The sequence below is a fragment of the Acidovorax sp. M2(2025) genome, from assembly GCF_049330835.1.
Lineage (GTDB): Bacteria > Pseudomonadota > Gammaproteobacteria > Burkholderiales > Burkholderiaceae_C > Acidovorax.
Window position 1 is genome coordinate 1,190,790 of record NZ_CP186262.1, and the last position, 20,809, is coordinate 1,211,598.

At 61.4% G+C, this 20,809-nt stretch carries 14 protein-coding genes; 10 read left to right on the forward strand and 4 right to left on the reverse strand.

Annotated features, from left to right (window positions below):
* Positions 1-76 precede the first annotated feature (76 nt).
* From ACOYR3_RS05500 to ACOYR3_RS05535, 8 genes are all read left to right on the forward strand, one after another.
* Positions 77-445, forward strand: a complete 369-nt coding sequence (locus ACOYR3_RS05500) for a DUF2304 domain-containing protein (RefSeq protein WP_422845469.1) — start codon at positions 77-79, stop codon at positions 443-445.
* Positions 446-447: 2 nt separating this feature from the next.
* Positions 448-1,914, forward strand: a complete 1,467-nt coding sequence (locus ACOYR3_RS05505) for a mannose-1-phosphate guanylyltransferase/mannose-6-phosphate isomerase (RefSeq protein ID WP_422845470.1) — start codon at positions 448-450, stop codon at positions 1,912-1,914.
* Positions 1,915-1,934: 20 nt separating this feature from the next.
* Complete coding sequence (locus ACOYR3_RS05510) at positions 1,935-2,723, forward strand: ABC transporter permease (RefSeq protein ID WP_422845471.1); 789 nt, start codon at positions 1,935-1,937, stop codon at positions 2,721-2,723.
* Positions 2,723-3,937 (forward strand): ABC transporter ATP-binding protein, encoded by a 1,215-nt coding sequence (locus ACOYR3_RS05515; RefSeq protein WP_422845472.1) that lies wholly within the window; start codon positions 2,723-2,725, stop codon positions 3,935-3,937. The genes ACOYR3_RS05510 and ACOYR3_RS05515 overlap by 1 nt, the downstream gene beginning before the upstream one ends.
* Positions 3,934-5,331 (forward strand): methyltransferase domain-containing protein, encoded by a 1,398-nt coding sequence (locus ACOYR3_RS05520; protein WP_422845473.1) that lies wholly within the window; start codon positions 3,934-3,936, stop codon positions 5,329-5,331. Before ACOYR3_RS05515 ends, ACOYR3_RS05520 begins: the two co-directional genes overlap by 4 nt.
* Positions 5,331-7,829, forward strand: a complete 2,499-nt coding sequence (locus ACOYR3_RS05525; protein ID WP_422845474.1) for a glycosyltransferase family 4 protein — start codon at positions 5,331-5,333, stop codon at positions 7,827-7,829. Before ACOYR3_RS05520 ends, ACOYR3_RS05525 begins: the two co-directional genes overlap by 1 nt.
* A 162-nt stretch (positions 7,830-7,991) precedes the next feature.
* Complete coding sequence (gene gmd / locus ACOYR3_RS05530; RefSeq protein ID WP_422845475.1) at positions 7,992-9,026, forward strand: GDP-mannose 4,6-dehydratase; 1,035 nt, start codon at positions 7,992-7,994, stop codon at positions 9,024-9,026.
* Positions 9,027-9,042: 16 nt separating this feature from the next.
* Positions 9,043-9,939, forward strand: coding sequence for an NAD-dependent epimerase/dehydratase family protein (locus ACOYR3_RS05535; protein WP_422845476.1), 897 nt, complete (start codon positions 9,043-9,045; stop codon positions 9,937-9,939).
* 381 nt (positions 9,940-10,320) lie between these two features.
* Here the strand turns inward: ACOYR3_RS05535 and ACOYR3_RS05540 are convergent, their stop codons facing one another.
* The 4 genes from ACOYR3_RS05540 to ACOYR3_RS05555 all read right to left on the reverse strand — a co-directional run bounded on the left by ACOYR3_RS05540 (position 10,321) and on the right by ACOYR3_RS05555 (position 17,591).
* On the reverse strand, positions 10,321-12,609 hold the full coding sequence (locus ACOYR3_RS05540; protein ID WP_422845477.1) for a M12 family metallo-peptidase: 2,289 nt from the start codon (positions 12,607-12,609) through the stop codon (positions 10,321-10,323).
* 191 nt (positions 12,610-12,800) lie between these two features.
* On the reverse strand, positions 12,801-14,654 hold the full coding sequence (locus ACOYR3_RS05545) for a glycosyltransferase (protein ID WP_422845478.1): 1,854 nt from the start codon (positions 14,652-14,654) through the stop codon (positions 12,801-12,803).
* Between the two features lie 12 nt (positions 14,655-14,666).
* Complete coding sequence (locus tag ACOYR3_RS05550) at positions 14,667-16,670, reverse strand: tetratricopeptide repeat protein (RefSeq protein WP_422845479.1); 2,004 nt, start codon at positions 16,668-16,670, stop codon at positions 14,667-14,669.
* A 192-nt stretch (positions 16,671-16,862) separates the two neighbouring features.
* Positions 16,863-17,591, reverse strand: a complete 729-nt coding sequence (locus ACOYR3_RS05555; RefSeq protein ID WP_422845480.1) for a TetR/AcrR family transcriptional regulator — start codon at positions 17,589-17,591, stop codon at positions 16,863-16,865.
* A 338-nt stretch (positions 17,592-17,929) separates the two neighbouring features.
* Between ACOYR3_RS05555 and ACOYR3_RS05560 the strand changes: the two genes are divergently transcribed.
* Both ACOYR3_RS05560 and preA read left to right on the forward strand, forming a co-directional pair.
* Positions 17,930-19,300, forward strand: coding sequence for an NAD(P)-dependent oxidoreductase (locus ACOYR3_RS05560; RefSeq protein ID WP_422845481.1), 1,371 nt, complete (start codon positions 17,930-17,932; stop codon positions 19,298-19,300).
* A gap of 30 nt (positions 19,301-19,330) precedes the next feature.
* Positions 19,331-20,638, forward strand: a complete 1,308-nt coding sequence (preA, locus tag ACOYR3_RS05565; RefSeq protein ID WP_422845482.1) for an NAD-dependent dihydropyrimidine dehydrogenase subunit PreA — start codon at positions 19,331-19,333, stop codon at positions 20,636-20,638.
* Positions 20,639-20,809 lie beyond the last annotated feature (171 nt).

Here is a 20,809-nt window from a genome sequence, read left to right on the forward strand (position 1 = left end):
CTCGTGTGGGACTCCGATTCCTGCGCAAGCCTGCCTCTTCTTCGTGCTGCTCTAACTTAAGGAGGGGAACCCCTACATGGCGTCCTTGCAGGCGACTACTGCACTGATGGGAATCAGCCTTGCCGTGCTGATCCTGTTTCTTGTGCGCCGCGACCACTTGTACTTGATGCTGGGCCTGTTCTGGGTGGCCGTGGCTGCCGCCGCAGCGTTGCTGGGGGCATGGCCCGGCCTGATTGACCATCTGGCTGTCCTGTTCCGCATCAGCTACTCGCCAGCGCTGCTGTTACTTTTTGTTTGCATTGTTCTTCTTTTGAAGGCCTTGCACGTTGATATGGTCAACACCCGGGTTGAGCGCGACATGCGCCGTCTCAACCAAAGGCTCGCGATCCTGGAGGCTGAAATCCGCCGCTTGCGGGACCAGGTGCCTCCCTCCGATACCCCCTGAACATGACCCATTCCCTGCTTCCCGTCATCTTGTGTGGCGGCTCGGGCACTCGCCTGTGGCCGCTGTCGCGTGAAACCTACCCCAAGCAATTCCTGGCGCTCAACGGAGACGGCGTCTCCATGCTGCAGGACACGGCCCGGCGCCTGGATGGGCTGGCTTCCCGTATCCCGCGCAATGCGCCGGTGGTGGTGTGCAACCAGGACCACCGCTTTCTGGCTGCGCAGCAACTGCAAGAGGCTGGTTTTGCGGGGGCCACGCTCGTGCTGGAGCCTATAGGCCGCAACACGGCCCCGGCATTGACGCTCGCAGCCTTGGTGGCACCGCCGGACGCCATTTTGCTGGCGATGCCTGCAGACCATGTGATGACGAAACTGGAGCCGCTTCACCAGGCTGTGGAAACCGCCTGGGACCTGGCCCAGCAAGGCCATATGGTGACCTTTGGCATTGTCGCGAGCCGCCCCGAGACCGGCTACGGCTACATCCGCAAGGGAAGCGCTGTGGGCGAGGGCCGTGCCTTTGCCGTGGAAAGCTTTGAAGAAAAGCCCAGCCTGCAACTTGCCCAGGAGTACGTCGCCAGCGGCAGCTACCTGTGGAACAGCGGCCTCTTCATGGTGCGCGCCGACCAATGGCTGCGAGCCATGGAGGCCCTGCAACCCCAGATGCTCCGCGCCTGCCAGCTGTCCATTGAAGGATGCGCGCGCGACATGGACTTTGTCCGTCCCAACAGCGACGCCTTTGCCGCCTGCCCATCCGATTCCATCGACTACGCCGTGATGGAGCACCTGCCGCGCAACGTCGTGCAGGGCATGGGTGCGCGTGTCGTACCGCTGGATGCCGGCTGGTCTGATCTGGGCGCCTGGGACGCGCTGTGGGATGTGTTGCCACGCGACGCCGACGGCAATGCCCATGCCGGCCAGACTCTGGCCATCGATACCCGCAACAGTCTGCTGTTTTCAGAGTCTTGCCTGGTGGCCGCCGTGGGGCTCGACAACGTCGTCGTGGTGGAAACGCCCGATGCCATCCTGGTGGTGGACAAGCGTCGCACGCAAGATGTCAAAAAGATCGTTGCAGAGCTGAAGGCCCAAGGACGCAGCCTCGCCTCGACCCACCGCAAGGTGCACCGCCCGTGGGGCTGGTACGACAGCATCGATGGCGGCGAGCGTTTCCAGGTCAAGCGCATCGTGGTCAAGCCCGGGGCTCAGCTGAGCTTGCAGATGCACCACCACCGTGCAGAGCACTGGGTGGTGGTGAAGGGAACGGCGCAGGTTACCAATGGCGACCGGACGTTCCTGCTCGGGGAAAACGAATCAACGTTTATCCCCCTCGGCCATACCCACCGGCTGGCCAATCCGGGCAAGGTACCGCTCGAGATCATCGAAGTGCAGTCCGGCAGCTACCTGGGGGAAGACGACATCGTCCGCTTTGAAGACACCTACGGCCGTGTGCCGGCAACGGAAAACGCCCAGTGAACGCCATCCCTGGAGTACCCATGCTTCGCGCCCTGTGGGCTTACCGGGGCTTTGTGTGGAGCAGCGTGCTGCGCGAGTTTCACGGCAAATACCGCGAGTCCCTGCTGGGCGCGTTCTGGTCTGTTGCCAACCCGCTGACCATGATCGTTATCTACACGGTTGTGTTCGGGCAGTTGATGCGGTCCACCCTGCCTGGCCATGAAAACACGCCGTTTGCCTTCAGCATCTACTTGTGTGCTGGCGTGATTACCTGGGGCCTGTTTGCTGAAATGCTGGGCCGCCTGAACAGTATTTTTCTGGAGCAGGGCAACTTGATCAAAAAGTCGAATTTTCCGCGCATCTGTCTGCCCGCCATCGTCACGGTCTCTGCGCTGATCAACTTCGGCATTGTTTTTGCCCTCTACCTCGCATTTCTTGCCATCATTGGCCACTGGCCCGGCATCGCTTTGCTGGCGCTGATTCCCCTGCTTGCCTTGCAGATCTTGTTCACGCTGGGCTTGGGCATCTTTCTGGGCACGCTCAATGTGTTCTTCCGTGATGTGGCCCAGCTCACCGGCGTCGTGCTGCAGTTCTGGTTCTGGCTCACTCCCATTGTCTACACGCTGCCCGCCTTGCCGGAGCCGGCGCGGGGATGGGTGGCGCTGAACCCGATGCAGCCGCTGATGGCTGCCTACCAGCAGATTCTCCTGGACAAGACCCTGCCCGCCTTTGGCCCTCTGCTGCCTTTGGTCGTCTTGACGGTGGTTTTCTTGCTGCTGGGCGCAGGCTTTTTCTTGGCGCGGGTGGGTGAATTGGTGGATGAATTGTGATGAGCGCACTGACTGTCGCCAACGTCGGAAAGGCCTACAAGCGGTATCCGAGCAAATGGGCCCGGGCCTGGGAGTGGATAACCCGCCGCGTTACCCATGAAAAAAACTGGGTGCTGCGTGACATCACCTTTACCGTGCAGCCTGGTGAGGCCGTTGGCATCGTCGGGGTGAACGGTGCAGGCAAGAGCACGTTGCTCAAAATCATCACGGGCACGACGCAACCCACCCACGGGCACGTCTCCAGCCAGGGCCGCGTGGCGGCACTGCTGGAACTGGGGATGGGCTTCCATCCCGACTTCACCGGCCGGCAAAATGTTTTCATGGCTGGGCAGCTGCTCGGGCTGCGGCAGGACGAGATTGCGGCGTGCATGCCGGCGATCGAAGCCTTTGCCGAAATCGGTGATTACATTGACCGACCGGTGCGCATGTACTCCAGCGGCATGCAGATGCGCCTGGCCTTCAGTGTGGCCACGGCCGTCCGCCCGGATGTGCTGATCGTGGACGAGGCACTTTCGGTGGGCGATGCCTATTTCCAGCACAAGAGTTTTAACAAGATTCGCGAGTTCCGTGAGCAGGGCACGTCATTGCTTATCGTGTCGCACGATCGTGGCGCTATTCAGAGCTTGTGCAGCCGGGCGCTACTCCTCGAGAAAGGGACGGTGATTAAAGATGGCGCCCCTGAAGAGGTCATGGATTACTACAACGCTCTGATTGCCCAGCGTGAAAACGCCACGGTGGAGGTGACGCGGCTGGAAGATGGCCGTGCTCAGACGACCTCTGGGACGGGGGAGGCCCGGGTGGATTCCATAGTGCTACTCAACGAAAATGGCGAGCCTGCCGAATACATTAACGTGGGCGAATATATTCAGCTCAAGGTAAAGATTAACCTGTACGCTGATCTACCGGACCTTGTCTTCGGTTACATGATCAAGGATCGGCTGGGCCAACCCGTGTTCGGTACCAATACCCACCATCTCAAGGTGGATTTGAGTTCGCTCAAGAAGGGCGAGCAATTGACGCTCGCATTTTCTTTCCCCGCCAATCTCGGCCTGGGTTCGTACGCTGTCTCTACCGCATTGCATGTGGCTGACACGCATCTGGCGTCCAATTTTGAATGGAAGGACTTGGCTCTGGTTTTCAACGTGGTCAATGTCAATCGTGATTATTTTGTGGGTGTCAATTGGATTCCACCCCAAGTGGAGTACCAGCGGTGAGTGTTGTCAGTTTTTACCGTGCATTTGAGGATCGTTATCGCGGCTCCCGTGAATTGATCCGTGGACGCCTGGAGGCCTACCGGCCCTTCATCACTCCGCTGCTTGCACTTCACCAGCCGGCCACCGCCATTGATCTGGGCTGTGGCCGAGGAGAATGGTTGGAACTGCTGCGTGACGCAGGGTTCCAAGCGCACGGCGTGGACATGGACGCCGGCATGCTTGCATCCTGCACCGAACGTGGACTGTCGGTATCGCTGGAAGACGCGCCAACCTATTTGCGGAAGTTGGACGAGGCCTCGCAGTCCATCGTTTCTGCATTTCATTTTGTCGAGCATATTCCGTTTGAGGTGCTGCGAACGCTGGTGGCCGAGGCCTTGCGTGTTCTAAAGCCTGGGGGATTGCTGATTCTGGAAACGCCCAATCCGGAAAACTTGGTGGTTGGCGCCCATAGCTTTTATCTCGACCCTACCCACCATCGCCCCATTCCGCCATTGCTGTTGTCTTTTCTTGTGGACCATTTGGGATTTGGCCGCGTGCAGGTGCAGCGGCTGCAGGAAGCCCCAGAGTTGCACAAGGGCGCCGATGTCAGCCTGATGACCGTGCTGGAAGGCGCAAGTCCTGACTATGCGGTCGTGGCACAAAAGTCTGGTTCCGCCGAGTTCATGCAGCCATTGGACGCTGCATTTGCTGCACCCTCGGGTATCACCCTGCATGAACTTGCGGCGCGCTACGACCATCGCACCGATCTGCGGTTCGATAACGTCGACCTGCGGTTCAGTGCCCTGGAGCAGCGCCTGGAAGCCTCTGCCGCCCAGGTTCAGGAGCGCTTGGAGGTGCTGGCTGGTCAAATGCAAGAGCGTCTGGACCTGCAGGCCTTCCAGACCCAGGAACGGCTGCGCGCTGTTGAACGCGTTGCGCAAGCTCGCCCACCGCAAGATCCCGAAACCCTGCAGGCTATGCAGGCCCTGCAGGAGCGTTTGCGAGCCCTGGAGGCAGACAGCCAAGCCTTGCGGCAGAGCTGGTCTTGGCGGATTACTGCGCCCCTGCGTGCCGTGGCTGGCCTGGGACTGCAGGTGCAGAAGACGGCACGCCAATCGGCCAACCTGGTAATTTCTCGCGGTATCGAAACGTTCCATCGTCCTCTTGCCGGTCTGATGTCGCGGGTGTTGCGCAATGCTGAACGCAGCGCCCGGATCAATGACTGGCTGGTGGCCCACTTTCCGGCGCTGCATGGCCAGTTGCGCTCCTTGGCTGCCCGAGCGGGGCTGGTACCGGAACACGCTGTCGCGCCCGTGACGGCAGACACCGATGCAGCAGTGGCATTCGACAGCCTGTCGATACGCGCTCGGCAGATTTATGCGCACATCCAAGGTGCGCTGGGAGGATCGCACTGATGCGTATCGTCATAGACATGCAGGGCGCGCAGTCCGATGGCAACCGCCATCGGGGCATCGGTCGCTATGTTTTTGAGTTTGCCAAGGCCATGTGCCGCAACCGCGGAGAGCATGAAATTCTGCTCGCCCTGAACGGTGCCTATGCGGACTCCACCATCCATATCCGTGATGAATTCAAAGGACTGATTCCCCAAGAGAACATCCGCGTTTGGCGAGCGCCTGGTCCGCTCAACCACCTTCGCCCTGATGTGGATGGCCGCCGGAGCATCGCGGAGCAAGTGCGCTTGGCGTTCCTGCGGTCCCTGGAGCCCGCCGTGGTGATTAATGGTGCCATCTTCGAGGCCATTGACGAAGACTCCGTGGTGACGGTGGAAGAAGATGAGCGCTGTGGCTACGCGACATTTGCGGTCCTGTACGACCTGATTCCACTGATCCATCCGGAAATCTATCTCAACCGGAATCCGGCGGTTGAAACATGGTATGCATACCACTTGAAGCAGCTCAAGCGCTGCGACCATCTTCTGGCGATTTCAGAGTCTTCCCGTGTGGAGGCAATGGAGTATTTGCACTGGCCTGCAGACAGAATAACCAACATTTCCTCTGCAGTTGGCGCCGAGTTCACTCCTGGCACGATTAGGCCAGACGTTGCGGAAGATGTCCGGGCTCGGCTTGGCCTCCATCGCCCTTTTGTCATGTACACAGGCGGGATGGACCACCGCAAAAATGTGCTTGGCTTGGTGCATGCTTATGCGGCGCTTCCGCCGCTGATCAGGGCCCAGCATCAATTGGCCATTGTTTGCAGGCTGTCTCCCGGGCAGCTCAATGATATTCATCAGCTAGTCCAAAAACTCGGGCTCGAGAGCGATGCCGTGGTGTTGACAGGTTTTGTCTCTGATGCAGACCTGCTCACCTTGTACCGCTTGTGCAAGCTGTTCGTTTTCCCGTCCTGGCACGAGGGCTTCGGCCTTCCGCTACTGGAGGCAATGAGTTGCGGGAGGGCGGCCTTGGCCGGCAATGTGTCGGCCATGCCTGAAGTGGCCGGTACGCCGGAAGCACTCTTCGATCCGCACAATCCAAAGTCTATTGCAAGCAAAATGAAGCAGGCGTTGAGCGACGATGCTTTTCGCTCCCGTTTGGAGACGCATGCGCTGCTGCATCGCCGCAATTTTTCTTGGGACATCACGGCGCAACGGGCCTTTGCGGCCCTGGGGCGCTATTTACCAGGTGAAGCAACGGGTGGCCCTGAATCTTTGCCCGCACTGATGGGGCGTCTTCAGGCCCTGCCTCAGCATCCGCCGCAGGACGCGTACCGGCTGGCGCTTGCCCAAATGCTCGACCGTAACTTTCCACCAACGGCATCCTCGCGCCAATTATTTGTGGACGTTACTGAATTGGCCCGCGGCGATGCCCGAACAGGTATCCAGCGGGTCGTGCGCAGTATTCTGGGGCAATGGCTGCGAAATCCCCCGGAGGGATTTTCTGTTGTGCCGGTACGTGCCAGCAATGATGGTGCTGGTTACCACACAGCTCATCGATTTAAGAATGCCTTTTTGGGTCAATTGGATGACTCGGAAGAGGACAGCCCTGTTGCCTTCTACAACGGTGATGTATTTATAGGGCTGGACCTGCAATCTGATGATGTGACGGTGCGCGCGGGATTTTTCGAGCAGATGCGTGTTTGGGGTGTCAGTGTTTATTTTGTGGTGTATGACTTGCTGCCCGTGCAATTACCAGAGTGCTTTCCCGACGGTTCGGCTGCGGGGCATGCGCGTTGGCTTGCCACGGTAGCGCGCACCGATGGCGCCATGTGCATTTCTCAGGCTGTGGCAGAAGAACTGCGCGCCTATTTGCAGGCCCAGCCACGCCCGCCTCATCCTAGTTTTCGCATCGAATGGTTCCATTTGGGGGCGGATATCGAAGAGTCGTCTCCCTCCAAGGGGATGCCGCCCGACGCCGCTAGTGTGTTGGCTCAGATCAAGCGGGCTCCGACTTTCTTGATGGTCGGGACGCTGGAGCCACGCAAAGGACACGATCAGGCATTGCAAGCCATGGAGTCCTTGTGGGCTTCAGGCGTGAACGCCCATCTGGTTATCGTGGGCAAAGCAGGCTGGAAAACTGAGGAACTGGGCAGGCGCATCGAGACGCATCCGTTTCATGGTGAGCGTCTGTTCTGGTTGCAGGGAATCAGCGATGAGTATTTGGATGCCATATACCATTGCTCGGACGTTTTGTTGGTGGCCTCTAAGGGAGAGGGGTTCGGCTTGCCCTTGATTGAGGCTGCTCAAAAGAGTCTTCCAATTATTGCGCGCGACATTCCCGTCTTCCGGGAAGTTGCAGGCGCAAGTGCATATTATTTCAAAGGGGAAGAGCCGGCCGCCTTGGCGGAAGCGCTGAACGCATGGCTTGATCTGTATGAAAGCGAGGCTCACCCAGTTTCAACTTCCATGGCTTGGTTGACGTGGAGTGATAGTGCGCGCCAGTTGTTCAGCAGATTCTAGTGAGGCGGTCTTTTGATAATTTTGTGATGGAAATTTCGCACTGTCGGCCAGTGTCCGGTGGGTTATGCTCCAGCAAGAATGTGGGCGATGTGATATTTGAGATCGTTGTGGTGTATATGCGCAACTGGTTAAGTGTTTTGTTCGTTTTTGAGGAATAGGGCGATGACAAGAGCTATCGTTACGGGTATTACAGGTCAGGATGGGGCGTACCTTGCGCAGCTGCTTCTGGAGAAGGGCTACCATGTGTACGGAACGTACCGCAGAACCAGTTCTGTCAATTTTTGGCGCATCGAAGAGCTTGGCATTGCCAGTCACCCCAATCTGCATTTGGTGGAATATGATCTAACTGATCTATCTGCCAGCATACGTTTGCTGCAAACCACTGAGGCGACCGAAGTCTACAATTTGGCGGCACAGAGTTTTGTAGGTGTCTCCTTTGAACAGCCAATCACTACGGCTGAGATTACCGGCATGGGTGCCGTAAATCTGTTGGAAGCTATTCGTATCGTTAACCCCAAGGTTCGGTACTATCAAGCCAGTACATCAGAGATGTTCGGCAAGGTCCAAGCGGTGCCGCAGGTGGAGTCCACGCCTTTTTATCCCCGCAGTCCCTACGGCGTTGCCAAGCTGTATGCCCATTGGATGACAGTGAACTATCGCGAGAGCTATGGAATTTTTGGCTCCAGCGGCATTCTTTTCAATCACGAAAGCCCGCTGCGGGGGCGCGAATTTGTCACGCGCAAAATTACCGACTCAGTGGCGAAGATCAAGTTGGGAAAGTTGGACGTTCTGGAACTTGGCAATCTGGATGCAAAGAGGGACTGGGGCTTTGCCAAGGAATATGTCGAGGGGATGTGGCGGATGCTGCAAGCTGATGAGCCTGATACGTTTGTGCTGGCGACTAACCGGACGGAAACGGTGCGGGATTTTGTGCGCATGGCCTTCAAAGGTGCCGGGATGGTGCTTGAGTTCAAGGGCACCGCGGATAATGAAACAGCGGTCGATACTGCAACCGGCAAGGTGGTGATGCGCGTGAATCCCAAGTTCTATCGTCCCGCCGAGGTGGAACTGCTCATTGGTGATCCGGCGAAGGCGAAGGCCAAGCTCGGCTGGGAGCCCAAGACCACCCTGGAAGAGTTGTGCCAGATGATGGTGGATGCCGACCTGGGGCGCAATCAGCGCGGTTTTTCGTTCTGATGGCTGCAGGAATGTGATGGAAAAGCCGCGCGCGTTGATTACCGGTGTCAATGGATTTACCGGGCAGTATGTGGCTGCTGAGTTGCAAGCTCACGGGTGGGACGTGATGGGCCTAGGCTCACAGCCGGAGAATGGGAGCGTCCCCGGCTATTACTGCGCTGATCTGTTGGATGCGGCGTCTTTGCGCACTGTGGTGGCGCAAGTACGACCCGACGCGGTGGTCCATCTCGCTGGCATTGCCTTTGTGGGGCACGGGGACGCCGATGCCTTTTATCGGGTAAATCTGGTGGGAACGCGCAACCTGTTGGCGGCGCTGGCCCAGGCGGGACACGCGCCGCAGTGCGTGCTCCTCGCGAGCAGCGCGAACGTGTACGGCAATTCGACAGAAGGCGTGCTGACAGAGGCTGCCCCGGCCCACCCGGCAAATGACTACGCCGTCAGCAAATTGGCGATGGAGCACATGGCGCGGTTGTGGCTGGACCGGCTGCCGATCGTCATTGCTCGCCCCTTCAACTACACCGGGGTGGGGCAATCAGAGAGCTTCCTGTTACCGAAGATCGTTGCGCATTACCGTCGGCGTGCGTCAACGATTGAACTGGGCAACATTGATGTGTGGCGGGATTTTTCTGATGTCCGTGCGCTGGCGCAGGCTTACCGCCGCCTGCTGGAGGTCTGCCCGGTCGGGGCCACGGTGAACGTTTGCTCGGGCCATGCCCGGTCGATTGGGGAAATCCTGAATATTATGAACAGGATTTCCGGATATTCGATGGATGTGCAGGTAAATCCCGCGTACGTTCGTGCAAGTGATGTGCGTTCCCTCTGCGGAAGCAATGACTTCCTGCGACAACTTGTTGGGGAATGGAACACGCCGCCGCTGGAAGAGACCCTTGACTGGATGTTTAATGCCAGCTGAGGTGTTTTATGTGAATTTATCCATTCGTTCCGAAGCTTGTAATAATGCACGTGCTGGTGTTGAAGATATAAAAAATCTTTTTGTTATTTGTTTTTGCAAAAAGATAGAGTGCCATGAATCTGGATGCATGCTCCGGCCTATCGTTGGGTATTTGGAGGCTGGTGCATGTGCTCCCAGGGAATACAGACCCTCCGGGTGTAGGCAGTCTCCAAAATGCTATGGTGCCCCCTGCTCCGGTATATTGTTCAAACCGGATGTAAATCGGATCCTCTTCAACATAGGAATTTTGTGCTTGCGCGAAACTCGTAAAAAACGCTCCCATTGCTAGCGCGGCAAGGGGTAGGTACTTTTTTATCTTCATGGCATCCTCATCGAGTCGGCTTAGTTTAGTAGCAGGAGGTTAATGATTGTGCCAATATCTGCAGGGTTGCCTGCATTGGCCAACTGATAGCTGGCAGCCAGCGTTAGACCGCTAAACGGCTCGTAGCCAGTGATCATAATGTGGTATGTGCCTGCTGACGGGTTCGCAATGGGGGGGCACGATTCGTTGTTTCCCGTGAGATACGGTCTGCAGATATAAGTGCTTAGTGTCGGCACTGCACCAAAATTGACATACAAATCAGCGTCTCCCGTGCCACCGCTGATCTGAATCACCAGATTCGTAGCTCCTGCCGGAACCGTGACGGTGAAATACTGTGTGGAACCTGCGGCACCTGCCAGATTGCTTTGCACGAGTGGCGTGAAGGTGGCGCCCCCTGCGTTCAAATTGAACTGCGCATTGACGGTGGTGTTTGCATTGATGGTGAATGCGCAGGTGCTTGAACCGCTACAGACACCACCGCTCCAGCCGGCAAATGTGCTCCCTGGCGTGGGGCTGGCTGACAAAGTCACCGTGGATCCAGGGGGCAGTGATTCGGTGCAGGTCGCGCCGCAATTAATTGCTCCGCCGGCCCGTGTGACCGTGCCCGTACCCGTGCCGATTTTTGCGATGGAGAGCAGGCCTACCGGCACGGGGGTGAAGGTTGCCGTCACGCTTTTGAGGGCATTGACCGTCACTGAACAGGCACCACTCCCCGTGCAGTCACCCGACCAACCCGAAAAGACATAACCCACACCCGGGGTCGGAGTCAGGGTCACAGCCGTTCCGTCGGGAAAGGACTCCGTGCAGTCCAGGCCGCAGTTGATGCCCGCGGGGGAACTGGTAACGGTGCCGTTGCCAGCCTTGGTGACCATCAAGTCGGAAGTCCCGGAGGTGTCCAGCGGGAGTTTGGCTTGGGCCTGGCTGGACATGACCGAGGGCACGCGGCCGGGATTCACGCCGTAGGGATGGTTCGTTCCGAACGTCCAACTAAGATTGGCCATGCCTCCAAAGACCAGGTGGCAGTAGCTCATGATGGTGCCGTTGCGTTGGCCAGCACCCCCGCCAGTAATGGAGGACAGCCCGGGCAAATAGCCGGTCAGCCCTGCACCGCCCAGGGACAGGCCGCATTGCCCGGTAGCGTTGCCAGAGTAGCAGCAGTCAATCGCCCCTCCCGTGTTGGGAGAGGGCGCAATGAAAGGGTTGTCATAGTCATGCGTGTGGGAACTCCCAAAGGCATGCCCGATTTCATGGGCCACCACGACGGAATCCCAGATGACCTGGGGACTCGATGGGTTGAAACTGCCGGAAAGGCCCGCGCTCACGCCGTAGGCAATGCCGGGATTGGAAAGACTACCTACATACGCAATGCCGCCCCCTATGGGTTTCCCACTCAACAGATGCACATGGTGGCGCGGAACTGAAGCATTGGCCCCTGCATTCCAGTAAGCCTGCAACTCGTTGAGCATTCCGCTGGTGGTAGTCTGGGTCCACGGATCCGATGGCGTTGTCCGGATGAGTATCTGCTTGAGGTTAAACCGTGTGGCTACTTCAGTTTGGTATCTGCTGCTAACATATGCCAGCAGGTTGGTTATATAAGTGAATGTTGCAGCTTCCGTGCCAAATTTCTGAAAAAATTCGTAGTCGCTGTCAATGATGATATCTGCGCGACGAAGGCTCCCGGCCTTTTCTGCACCGATGCTGCTGGCATTTAGCTGCCCTTGTTTCCGCAAGGACTCCAGCCGAACACTTCGTTGGGCTGGATCCTTTTGAAGAAAGGTTGGCGTCACCCCGCAGGAAAACTCCCTGCTGGTAAAGTCTTTCTGTTGGTCGACCACACGCGAAGCTGCATGGCCCCCAGTTTTTATACGCTCGGGAATCAGTTCGTTGAGGATGGTTTCATCATCCTGGTGGATAATGGTACGAATTTCGCCGTCGGGACTGACCGATACAAACGCATAGCCATCGGGCGAACCCTCAACGGCTCCACTGAAATGAGCGGAGGCCGCAAGAGGAAATGTGCGGCTCCCTTTTTGGTCAATAACAATGTACTGAGTGTCGGCACTGGTAACCTCTGAGCGGCGCAGCGCAAGATTGACAACTTTGGGATGGGCGTCGTCAATCTGAAGGCTCTCAATGCGCAGGGTTTCGCCCACCCGGGTGTTCAGTGCTGTCGTTGCCATCTGTTCCGAGTGGGGTTTTCCCGGAATGAGTTGCAGCGTTTGCTGTGCGAGCCCCGTCTCTGCCGTAGCGAGAAAAATGAGGATCAGCGCTGATTCAACCCATTTTCTAAATGAACTGGCGAGCCTCATTGTTTTTTATGCTTCGATAAGAGAGAGAATAACTTCCGTGCTGCGGCCTGCCGCGGCGGCAGCAAGGCCGTGACAATGTAAAAAAATGATAACCGCGCAAAATCTAATCGAAACCAGCGCCAATAGCAAGCGCATGCTTGTGGGGTTTCGATGGGTTTTTTCCGCCGCCGGGCGGAGCGGGGCTTGCCGGGTCAGGGCGCCCTGCGTTGCCGTACGTCCCAGCGGGCGAGGCACAGCAGGGTGGTGGCGATCATGTACTTGCCCACGCTCACCCACGAGTTGAAGATGCGCGACGTGCCGGCAACGCGCATGTTCATGGACACCGGCACTTCCGAGATGGTGAGGCCCGCCCTTCGAACCAGGAGCAGGGCGCCGAGATCCTGGTAGTCCAGCAGGGTGGCTTCGCGTGAAGCGAGCACGCGCATCGCGCTCAGGTTGTACAGCCTGAACCCGGAAGTCAGGTCCCGCAAATCAAAGCCTGCAATGCGACGGAACCATTGCCATGCGAGGTGCCGCAGCCGGCTTGCCCGTTCCGGGAAGGCGCCAATCACCAGGTCGGAGCCGCTTTGTGCCGCCAGCAGCGCCGGAATCTCTTCGACCTCGTGCTGTCCGTCCGCATCCATGGTGATCACGGCCTGGTACCCCTGTGCCAGCGCATAGCAAATACCTGCCTGCATGCCGCCCCACGCGCCCATGGGAAGGACGGGGTGCAGTACGTGGGCGCCTGCGGCGCGCGCGATGGCGCCGGTGCCGTCCGTGCTGTGGTCGTCAATGACCAGTACATCCCGCCAGCCTTGCGCGTGCAGCCGCTCGAGCAGCGCGCCAATGGTGGTCGCTTCGTTGCGCGCGGGGATGACGATCAGCACGCCGTCGCGAGGCTTGCCGCTCCAAGCCTCGGGCATGGCAAGTTCATACTGTTGGAACACGGAGCGCTCGCAGGTGGTGATGGAAAAGGTGGAGTGCAAGGCCTTTTGGCCTGCTGCACCATACCGTGTACGCAAGGCGGGATCATCCCCGAGTTGGCGGATGGCTGCGCGCCAGCCCTCCAGGTCGTCCGGCGGTACCTGCAACCCCGCGCCGGCGTGGGCCACCACCCACGGCATGCCAGAGCCGGGCAGGGCCGACACCACACAGGGCTTGCCGTGGGCCATGGCTTCCAGCAAGACCATGCCAAAGGCCTCGGTCCGCTCGTTGGAGGCGAGGCAAAAGACGTCGCAACTTTCCAGCAGCGCATTCTTCTCGTCGGCCGTGGCACGGCCAGCAAGCCGCACGTTGGGGCGAACACCCTGGGGCGTCGTGGAGGCAATCAGCGCTTCCAGTTCCGGGCGCAGTTCGCCGTCCCCCACGATGACCAGTTCCACCCCCGCCATTCCGGAAAGTGCCCGGACCAGGGTAGGGAAGCCCTTGTAGTAGGTCAGCCGCCCTATGGACAAGACCCGCAGCGGCTGGCCTGCGGGCCATCCTTCAGTGTGGGCCCGGGGTGGGGCATCCGTGGGCAGTGCGGGCGCGGGGGGCGTGATGCCCAGGGGAATGACCGCGCATTTGTCGTGCCATCTCTGCAGCGGCTCGCTGGCTTCCAGATACGGGGGGGAGGAGACGATGATGCGCGCTGCCGTGTTTAGCACCGCCTGCTCGAACGGCCGGTACAGCCGGTAGGCCAGTGCAACGGCCCGGCGAATGCGCGACACGACCACATCGGACTGCCAGTGCACCACCCAGGGAATGTCCCGCGCAGACGCCAGCGTCAGCGCCCAGAACACGGCGTTGTTGGGCATGTGCAGGTGCAAAACGTCGGGCTGCACGCGGGCGATGGCGTCCTTCATCGCCCTTCGAAAGCCCAGGGCGATCGGGGCGTAGACCAGGCTGACCTGCACGGGCACCCGGGTCAGCCAGTGCGGATCGTCCGGCAACGGGTCGCCGTGCACCAGCGCATGGGCGTCCAGCCCTTGCTGGCGCTGGGCTTCTATGAGGTCGGCCAGGAAGACTTCCATCCCGCCGTGGTACGGGGGGAAAAATTTGCCGATGTGCAGAACCCGCAGCGCCATGAACTGGGCTCGTCAGGGCTTGGCAGCGTCTGCAGCAACCTTGGCACGCACCTGCTGGTATTGCGGGTTCCGCGGGTCCATCTGGATCGCTTGGTCGAGGTCCTTCATGGCCTCCGCAGGGCGGCCGGTGCTGTAGAACACCATGGCGCGTGCGTAGTAGGCGGCCGCTGTTGGCTTGGCGGCCACCAGGTCTTCGACCACCGCCGCGGCCTGCTTGTTGTCGCCCTTGCCCAAGAGGGCCATGGCCAGCCCCTGCACGAAGCGCGGGTTGTGGGCGTCTGTCTTGAGCAGGGTATGGAACTCGCGCTCGGCCTCGTCAAAGCGCTGGACGGCCACGGCGGACTCTGCCTTGCGCAGGCGGATAGTGGGCTCGGTGCTGCGGTTGGCCTTGTCCTGCGCGACCTTCTGCAGGGCGATGGAAAAGCTCTCGTACGCCGGACCAAACTGGTTGAGCGCGAACTGCGACTCGCCCCGGTGGTAGTAAAGCGGCAGGTCCGAGTACCCCAGTGCTTCGGCCGCGGCGAAGGCCTTGAGTGCCTCGGCGTGCTTCTTTTGCTGCTGCAGCACGACGCCGATGTTGAAACGCGTGCTGCGCCCCAGTTCCCCGCCATCGCCCAACCCGGCGGCAGTGGCAAAGGCGCGCTCTGCCTGGTCGGTGAAGCCCCGGCGCAGGTAGTACGCGCCGAGGTTCATGAAGGGGCGGCTGCGCCCCACGGCGCTGGCATCCGCCTGGAGGTTGATCTTCTCGGCGGCATCGGCCCACGCCGTGTTTTCGTCGCGCAAGGAAAGGTTGCGTTCCAGCGCCAAGGCCCCGAGGCCCAGGCCCAGGACCGCGCCCAGTACATAGATGGTGCGCGGCCGGAACCCCGTCAGGGCCAACGCCAGCAGGCCGGGCAGTGCCACTGCCCACAGATAGCTACGGTACAGGACGAAGGGGTCCTGGATCCACACGGTCACAAATTCCGTCATGAACCACAGGGCCGGCAGCAGGAGGCACAGTCCGGCCAGGGCAACGGCCCCCGTGCGCCGCAGCACCAGCCACGCGGCCACAGCCAACAGGGCGAGATACCCTACCGCGCCGATGATGTGCCATGAGGACGCAAAGCCGACGGGGAACGCCGGGCGCAGGTCGATGGACATCCAGCCGATATTCGGCAGCACCCACAGCAGGCCATAGGCGAAGAACAGTGCGGCCTCGTTCAGAATGCTCAGCGGATACACCTGCGCGGCAGCGCCAGGGCGGATGGCTTCCAGTTGCTGCGCGAAGGCAAGGGATTGGGGGTCGAAAGCCTTGCCCAGCACGTTCCCATAAAAGTGAAACAGCGTGCCGCCTGCCAGGGCCAGCACGGCGAGCGCCCCCAGCACCACCAGGCTGGCCTGTTTGGCGCTCGGGCGGCGGACGTAGATGTACAGGGGCACGGCCGCGGCGGCGGTCATCACCACATGCTCCTTGGAGAGCACGGCCAGCACGTAGCTCAGGAAAGCGCCGGCATACCAGCCCGCCCGCCGGGTTTGCAGCCCCCGCACAAAGCCCCAGCAGGCCAGCACGGCGAACAGTGTGGCCATGAGGATGGAGCGCTGCACCAGGTACCCCACGGCGTAGACGGCCATGGGGTGCAAGGCAAACAGCGCCACACCCACGCGCAGGGCGGCGGTGCGCGACGCGCCAAAATGGGCTTGCTCCTCCATGTCTTCCGGAAACCGGGTGCTGGCCAGCAAAGCCTTGAAGAAGGCATACACCGCAGCCACCACGCCCAGGTGCAGCGCGATGTTGACGATGCGCTGCTTCCACCACCCGCTGCCCACCAGATGATCGACCCAGACAAAGCTGCCATAGGAGATCATGCGCTGCTTGAGCTCCAGCAGGCTTCCGTAGGCGCTGAACACCGAGCCTTCGACCAGCCGCTGGTCATCGAACAGCAGTTCGTTGCTCAATCCGGGCAGATAGACCGCCAGCACGGCCAGCAGCACAACGAGCGCGAAAATAATGGGTGCTTTTTTGCCGGATTCAGCCATTTAGGGGCATTTCTGGAATGTTTGCCAACTGTTAATCGCGCGCCGCGGACCGGGGCGTTGAGGCGGCGGCAGTTTAGCAGAGCAAAAATCACGCGCGGACTGTGAAAAACGTCACACCCCAGGGTGGGCGTCCGGCCGTCATGGCGGGTGTCCCCGCACCCGTAAATCAATGTAACGAATTCGGCGCCTCGATCACGCGTTGCCGGCAGGGGCCAGGGCGCTCAGCACCATGCGCACGATCAGGTCCTCGGCGCTGGCGTAGTCACGCTCGGTGAGGGCGGGCTTGCCCAGCAGCAAGGCGAACTGGGCTTCCTGCTCGGCGTAGGCCTGGGTCACCGACCAGATGATGAACATCAGGTGCGTGAAGTGGACCCGGGCGATCCGGCCCTCGCGCGCCCAGCGTTCGAAGGTGCGTACCTCCGTCTTGAGCAGGGGCGCCACGCGTTCGATGATGGCCTTGCCATACCGTGGTGCACCGGCAATCACCTCTTTGGTGAATACCTTGGCCCCCTGGGGGCGCAGGCGCGAGTACTGCAGCTTGGCGCGGATGTAGCGGCGCAGGGCCTGCTGGGGGTCGTCGCTGTGCGACAGCGCCTCCATCCCCTCCAGCCACTCGGTGAGCACATCGTCCAGAACGCGCTGGTACAGCGCTTCCTTGCTGGGAAAGTAGTACAGCAGGTTGTGCCGGCTGATGCCCGCGGCCGCGGCGATGTTCTCCAGCGACGCGCCCTCGAAGCCGAACTGCGCAAAGTGGTTTTCCGCCTCGGCGAGGATGCTGCTCTCCTTGAGCAGGCGCGAAGCTGTGGGGGTGCGGGAGGTGGGGGCTTTCTCAGGGGGCGCGCTGCGTTCAACGGAGGATGCGGAGGCGGTGCGGGGGCGGTGCGCGCGGGGGGAACTCGAAGGGCGGGCTGCGTCGGTCATCGCACCATTGTGGAACAAACAGATACCGGTTTGCGCCGCCAGCCCTGGCATGGCGCTTGCTGTAGGGATTTTACCAATTGGTAAATTTTTACGCGTTGGTAAATTGAACCGCAATGCAGGGCACCGCAACCCCAGGAGGTCGCGGGCACCTGCCCCTTACAGCGAGGACCACGATGAACCCTCCGAAGTCTGCCGGCGCGGGCCCATGCCCCCGCGCCGGATGCGCAGGCCGCACCGCGACCCGCCCGCCGGTGGCCCTGCGCCACGCGCCGCCGGTGCGCCCCGTTTCCACCACCACGCGACTCCCGCGTCCGCTGCACCCACCGGAGGATTTCTAAATGAACACTCCCGCAAGCCGCGCCTGCGGCATCCACGCCGCACGCCTGAACCTGGCCGACTACGCCGCCAACTTTGGCGACGCGCACCCGCCGCTCACCCGGCCGCAGGCGCTGATCGAGGCCGAGCGCTGCTACTACTGCCACGATGCGCCCTGCGCCACGGCATGCCCCACGGGCATCGACATCCCCTCGTTCATCCACCGCATCGCGCAGGACAACAACCGGGGCGCGGCGCGCGCCATCCTCACGGCCAACCCGCTGGGCGGCATGTGCGCCCGCGTGTGCCCCACCGAAGTGCTGTGCGAACAGGCCTGCGTGCGCAACACCAACGAGGACAAGCCCGTGGAGATCGGCGCGCTGCAGCGTTACGCCACCGATGCGTTCTTTGCCCAGCCGGGTGCGCCGCTCTTCCAGCGCGCCGCGCCCACGGGCAAGCGCGTGGCGGTGGTGGGCGCGGGCCCGGCGGGCCTGGCCTGCGCACATGGCCTGGCCGTGCGCGGGCATGACGTGACGCTGCTGGATGCGCGGCCCAAGTTGGGCGGCCTCAACGAATACGGCCTGGCCAGCTACAAGACGGCCGGCAACTTTGCCCAGAAAGAAGTGGAGTGGCTGCTGTCCATCGGTGGTATTGCGGTGCGCACCCAGCAGCAGCTGGGCCGCGACTTCACGCTCGACAGCCTGCTGGCCAGCCATGACGCGGTCTTTCTGGGCCTGGGTCTGCAGGGCGTCAACGCGCTGGGCATTGCCGAGCCCACGGCCGCAGGGCTGCGCAACGCGGTGGACTTCATCGCCGAGCTGCGCCAGAGCAGCGACCTTTCCACGCTGCCCGTGGGCCGACGCGTGGTGGTGATCGGCGGCGGCATGACGGCCGTGGATGCCGCCGTGCAGTCACGCAAGCTGGGCGCCGAAGAAGTGACCATCGTCTACCGCCGCGGGGCGGACGGCATGTCGGCCTCGGTGGTGGAACAGCAGTGGGCGCAAACGAACGGCGTCACCATCCGCCACTGGGCCGCGCCGCAAGAGGTGCTGTGCGAGAACGGTGCCGTCACCGGCGTGCGCTTTGCCGCCACGGCGCTCGATGCCAGCGGCAAGCTGGTGACCACGGGCGAGACCTTCACGCTGGCCGCCGACATGGTGCTCAAGGCCATCGGCCAGACCTATGTGGCGCAGCCCGCGGGCGCAGCCGTCGCGCTGGAGGGCGGGCGCATCCGCACCGATGCGGCGGGCCGTACCAGCGTGGCGCGCGTGTGGGCGGGCGGCGACTGCCGTGCCGGTGGGCGCGACCTGACGGTCGAGGCGGTGGAGCACGGCAAGGTCGCCGCCGTCTCCATCCATGAATCGCTGAGCACGCCCGTGGCACGCGTGGCCTGACGTCGTCAACTCAATTCACGGGAGCACCCCATGGCAGACATCCGCAGCAATTTCCTGGGCATCCAAAGCCCCAACCCCTTCTGGCTCGCCTCCGCGCCGCCCACCGACAAAGAGATCAACGTCACCCGCGCCTTTGAAGCCGGCTGGGGCGGCGTGGTGTGGAAGACGCTGGGCGAAGACCCGCCGGTGGTCAACGTCAGCGGCCCCCGCTATTCCACGCTGATGTCGCAGGACCGCCGCGTGATCGGCCTGAACAACATCGAGCTCATCACCGACCGCCCCCTGCAGACCAACCTGGAAGAGATCCGCCGCGTCAAGCGCAACTGGCCCGACCGCGCCATGATCGTCTCGCTCATGGTGCCCTGCGTGGAGGACAGCTGGAAGCGCATCCTGCCCATGGTGGAGGACACCGGCGCGGACGGTATCGAGCTGAACTTCGGCTGCCCGCACGGCATGAGCGAGCGCGGCATGGGCGCCGCCGTGGGCCAGGTGCCCGAATACATCCAGATGGTCACAGCCTGGTGCAAGCAGTACAGCCGGCTGCCCGTGATTGTGAAGCTCACGCCCAACATCACCGACGTGCGCCACCCGGCCCGCGCGGCCAAGGCGGGCGGGGCGGACGCGGTGTCGCTCATCAACACCATCAACTCGGTGATGGGCGTGGACCTGGACCGCATGGTGATGAACCCCAGCACCGACGGCTGGGGCTCGCACGGCGGCTACTGCGGCCCGGCCGTCAAGCCCATTGCGCTCAACATGGTGGCCGAGATTGCGCGTGATGCGCAGACTGCCGGCCTGCCCATCAGCGGCATTGGCGGGGTGACCACCTGGCGCGACGCGGCCGAATACATCGCGCTGGGCTGCGGCACCGTGCAGGTGTGCACCGCCGCCATGGTGTACGGCTTCAAGATCGTGCAGGACATGTGCGATGGGCTTTCCAACTTCATGGATGAGCACGGCTACGCCACGCTGGACGACTTCAAGGGCCAGGCCGTGCCCACGGTGAAGGACTGGAAGAACCTCAACCTCAACCACGTCGAGAAAGCCGTCATCAACCAGGATGCCTGCATCCAGTGCGGCCGCTGCCATGTGGTGTGCGAGGACACCTCGCACCAGGCCATCACCTTCACCAAGGACGGTGGCGTGCGCAAGTTCGAGATCAACGAGGCCGAGTGCGTGGGCTGCAACCTGTGCGTGTCCATCTGCCCCGTGCCCGAGTGCATCACCATGCGGGCGCTCGCGCCGGGCGAGGTGGACCAGCGCACGGGCCAGCCGGTTTCCGGCGTCTACGCCAACTGGACCACGCACCCGAACAACCCGCAGCGGGTGGCGGCGTGATGGCGCCGGGCGCATGGGGCGTGCAGGCCGTGGCCGCGGTGCGTGCTGCAGTGCGTCTGGTGCAGTTCTTGCGTGACCGATAGCATCGCTCGCTTCCCTTTCCCGCTGTCTGCCAGCCTGAGGAGGCCGGAGCCGACAGCGGGCCGTGTGCAACCCCAACCAAGTCTTTTG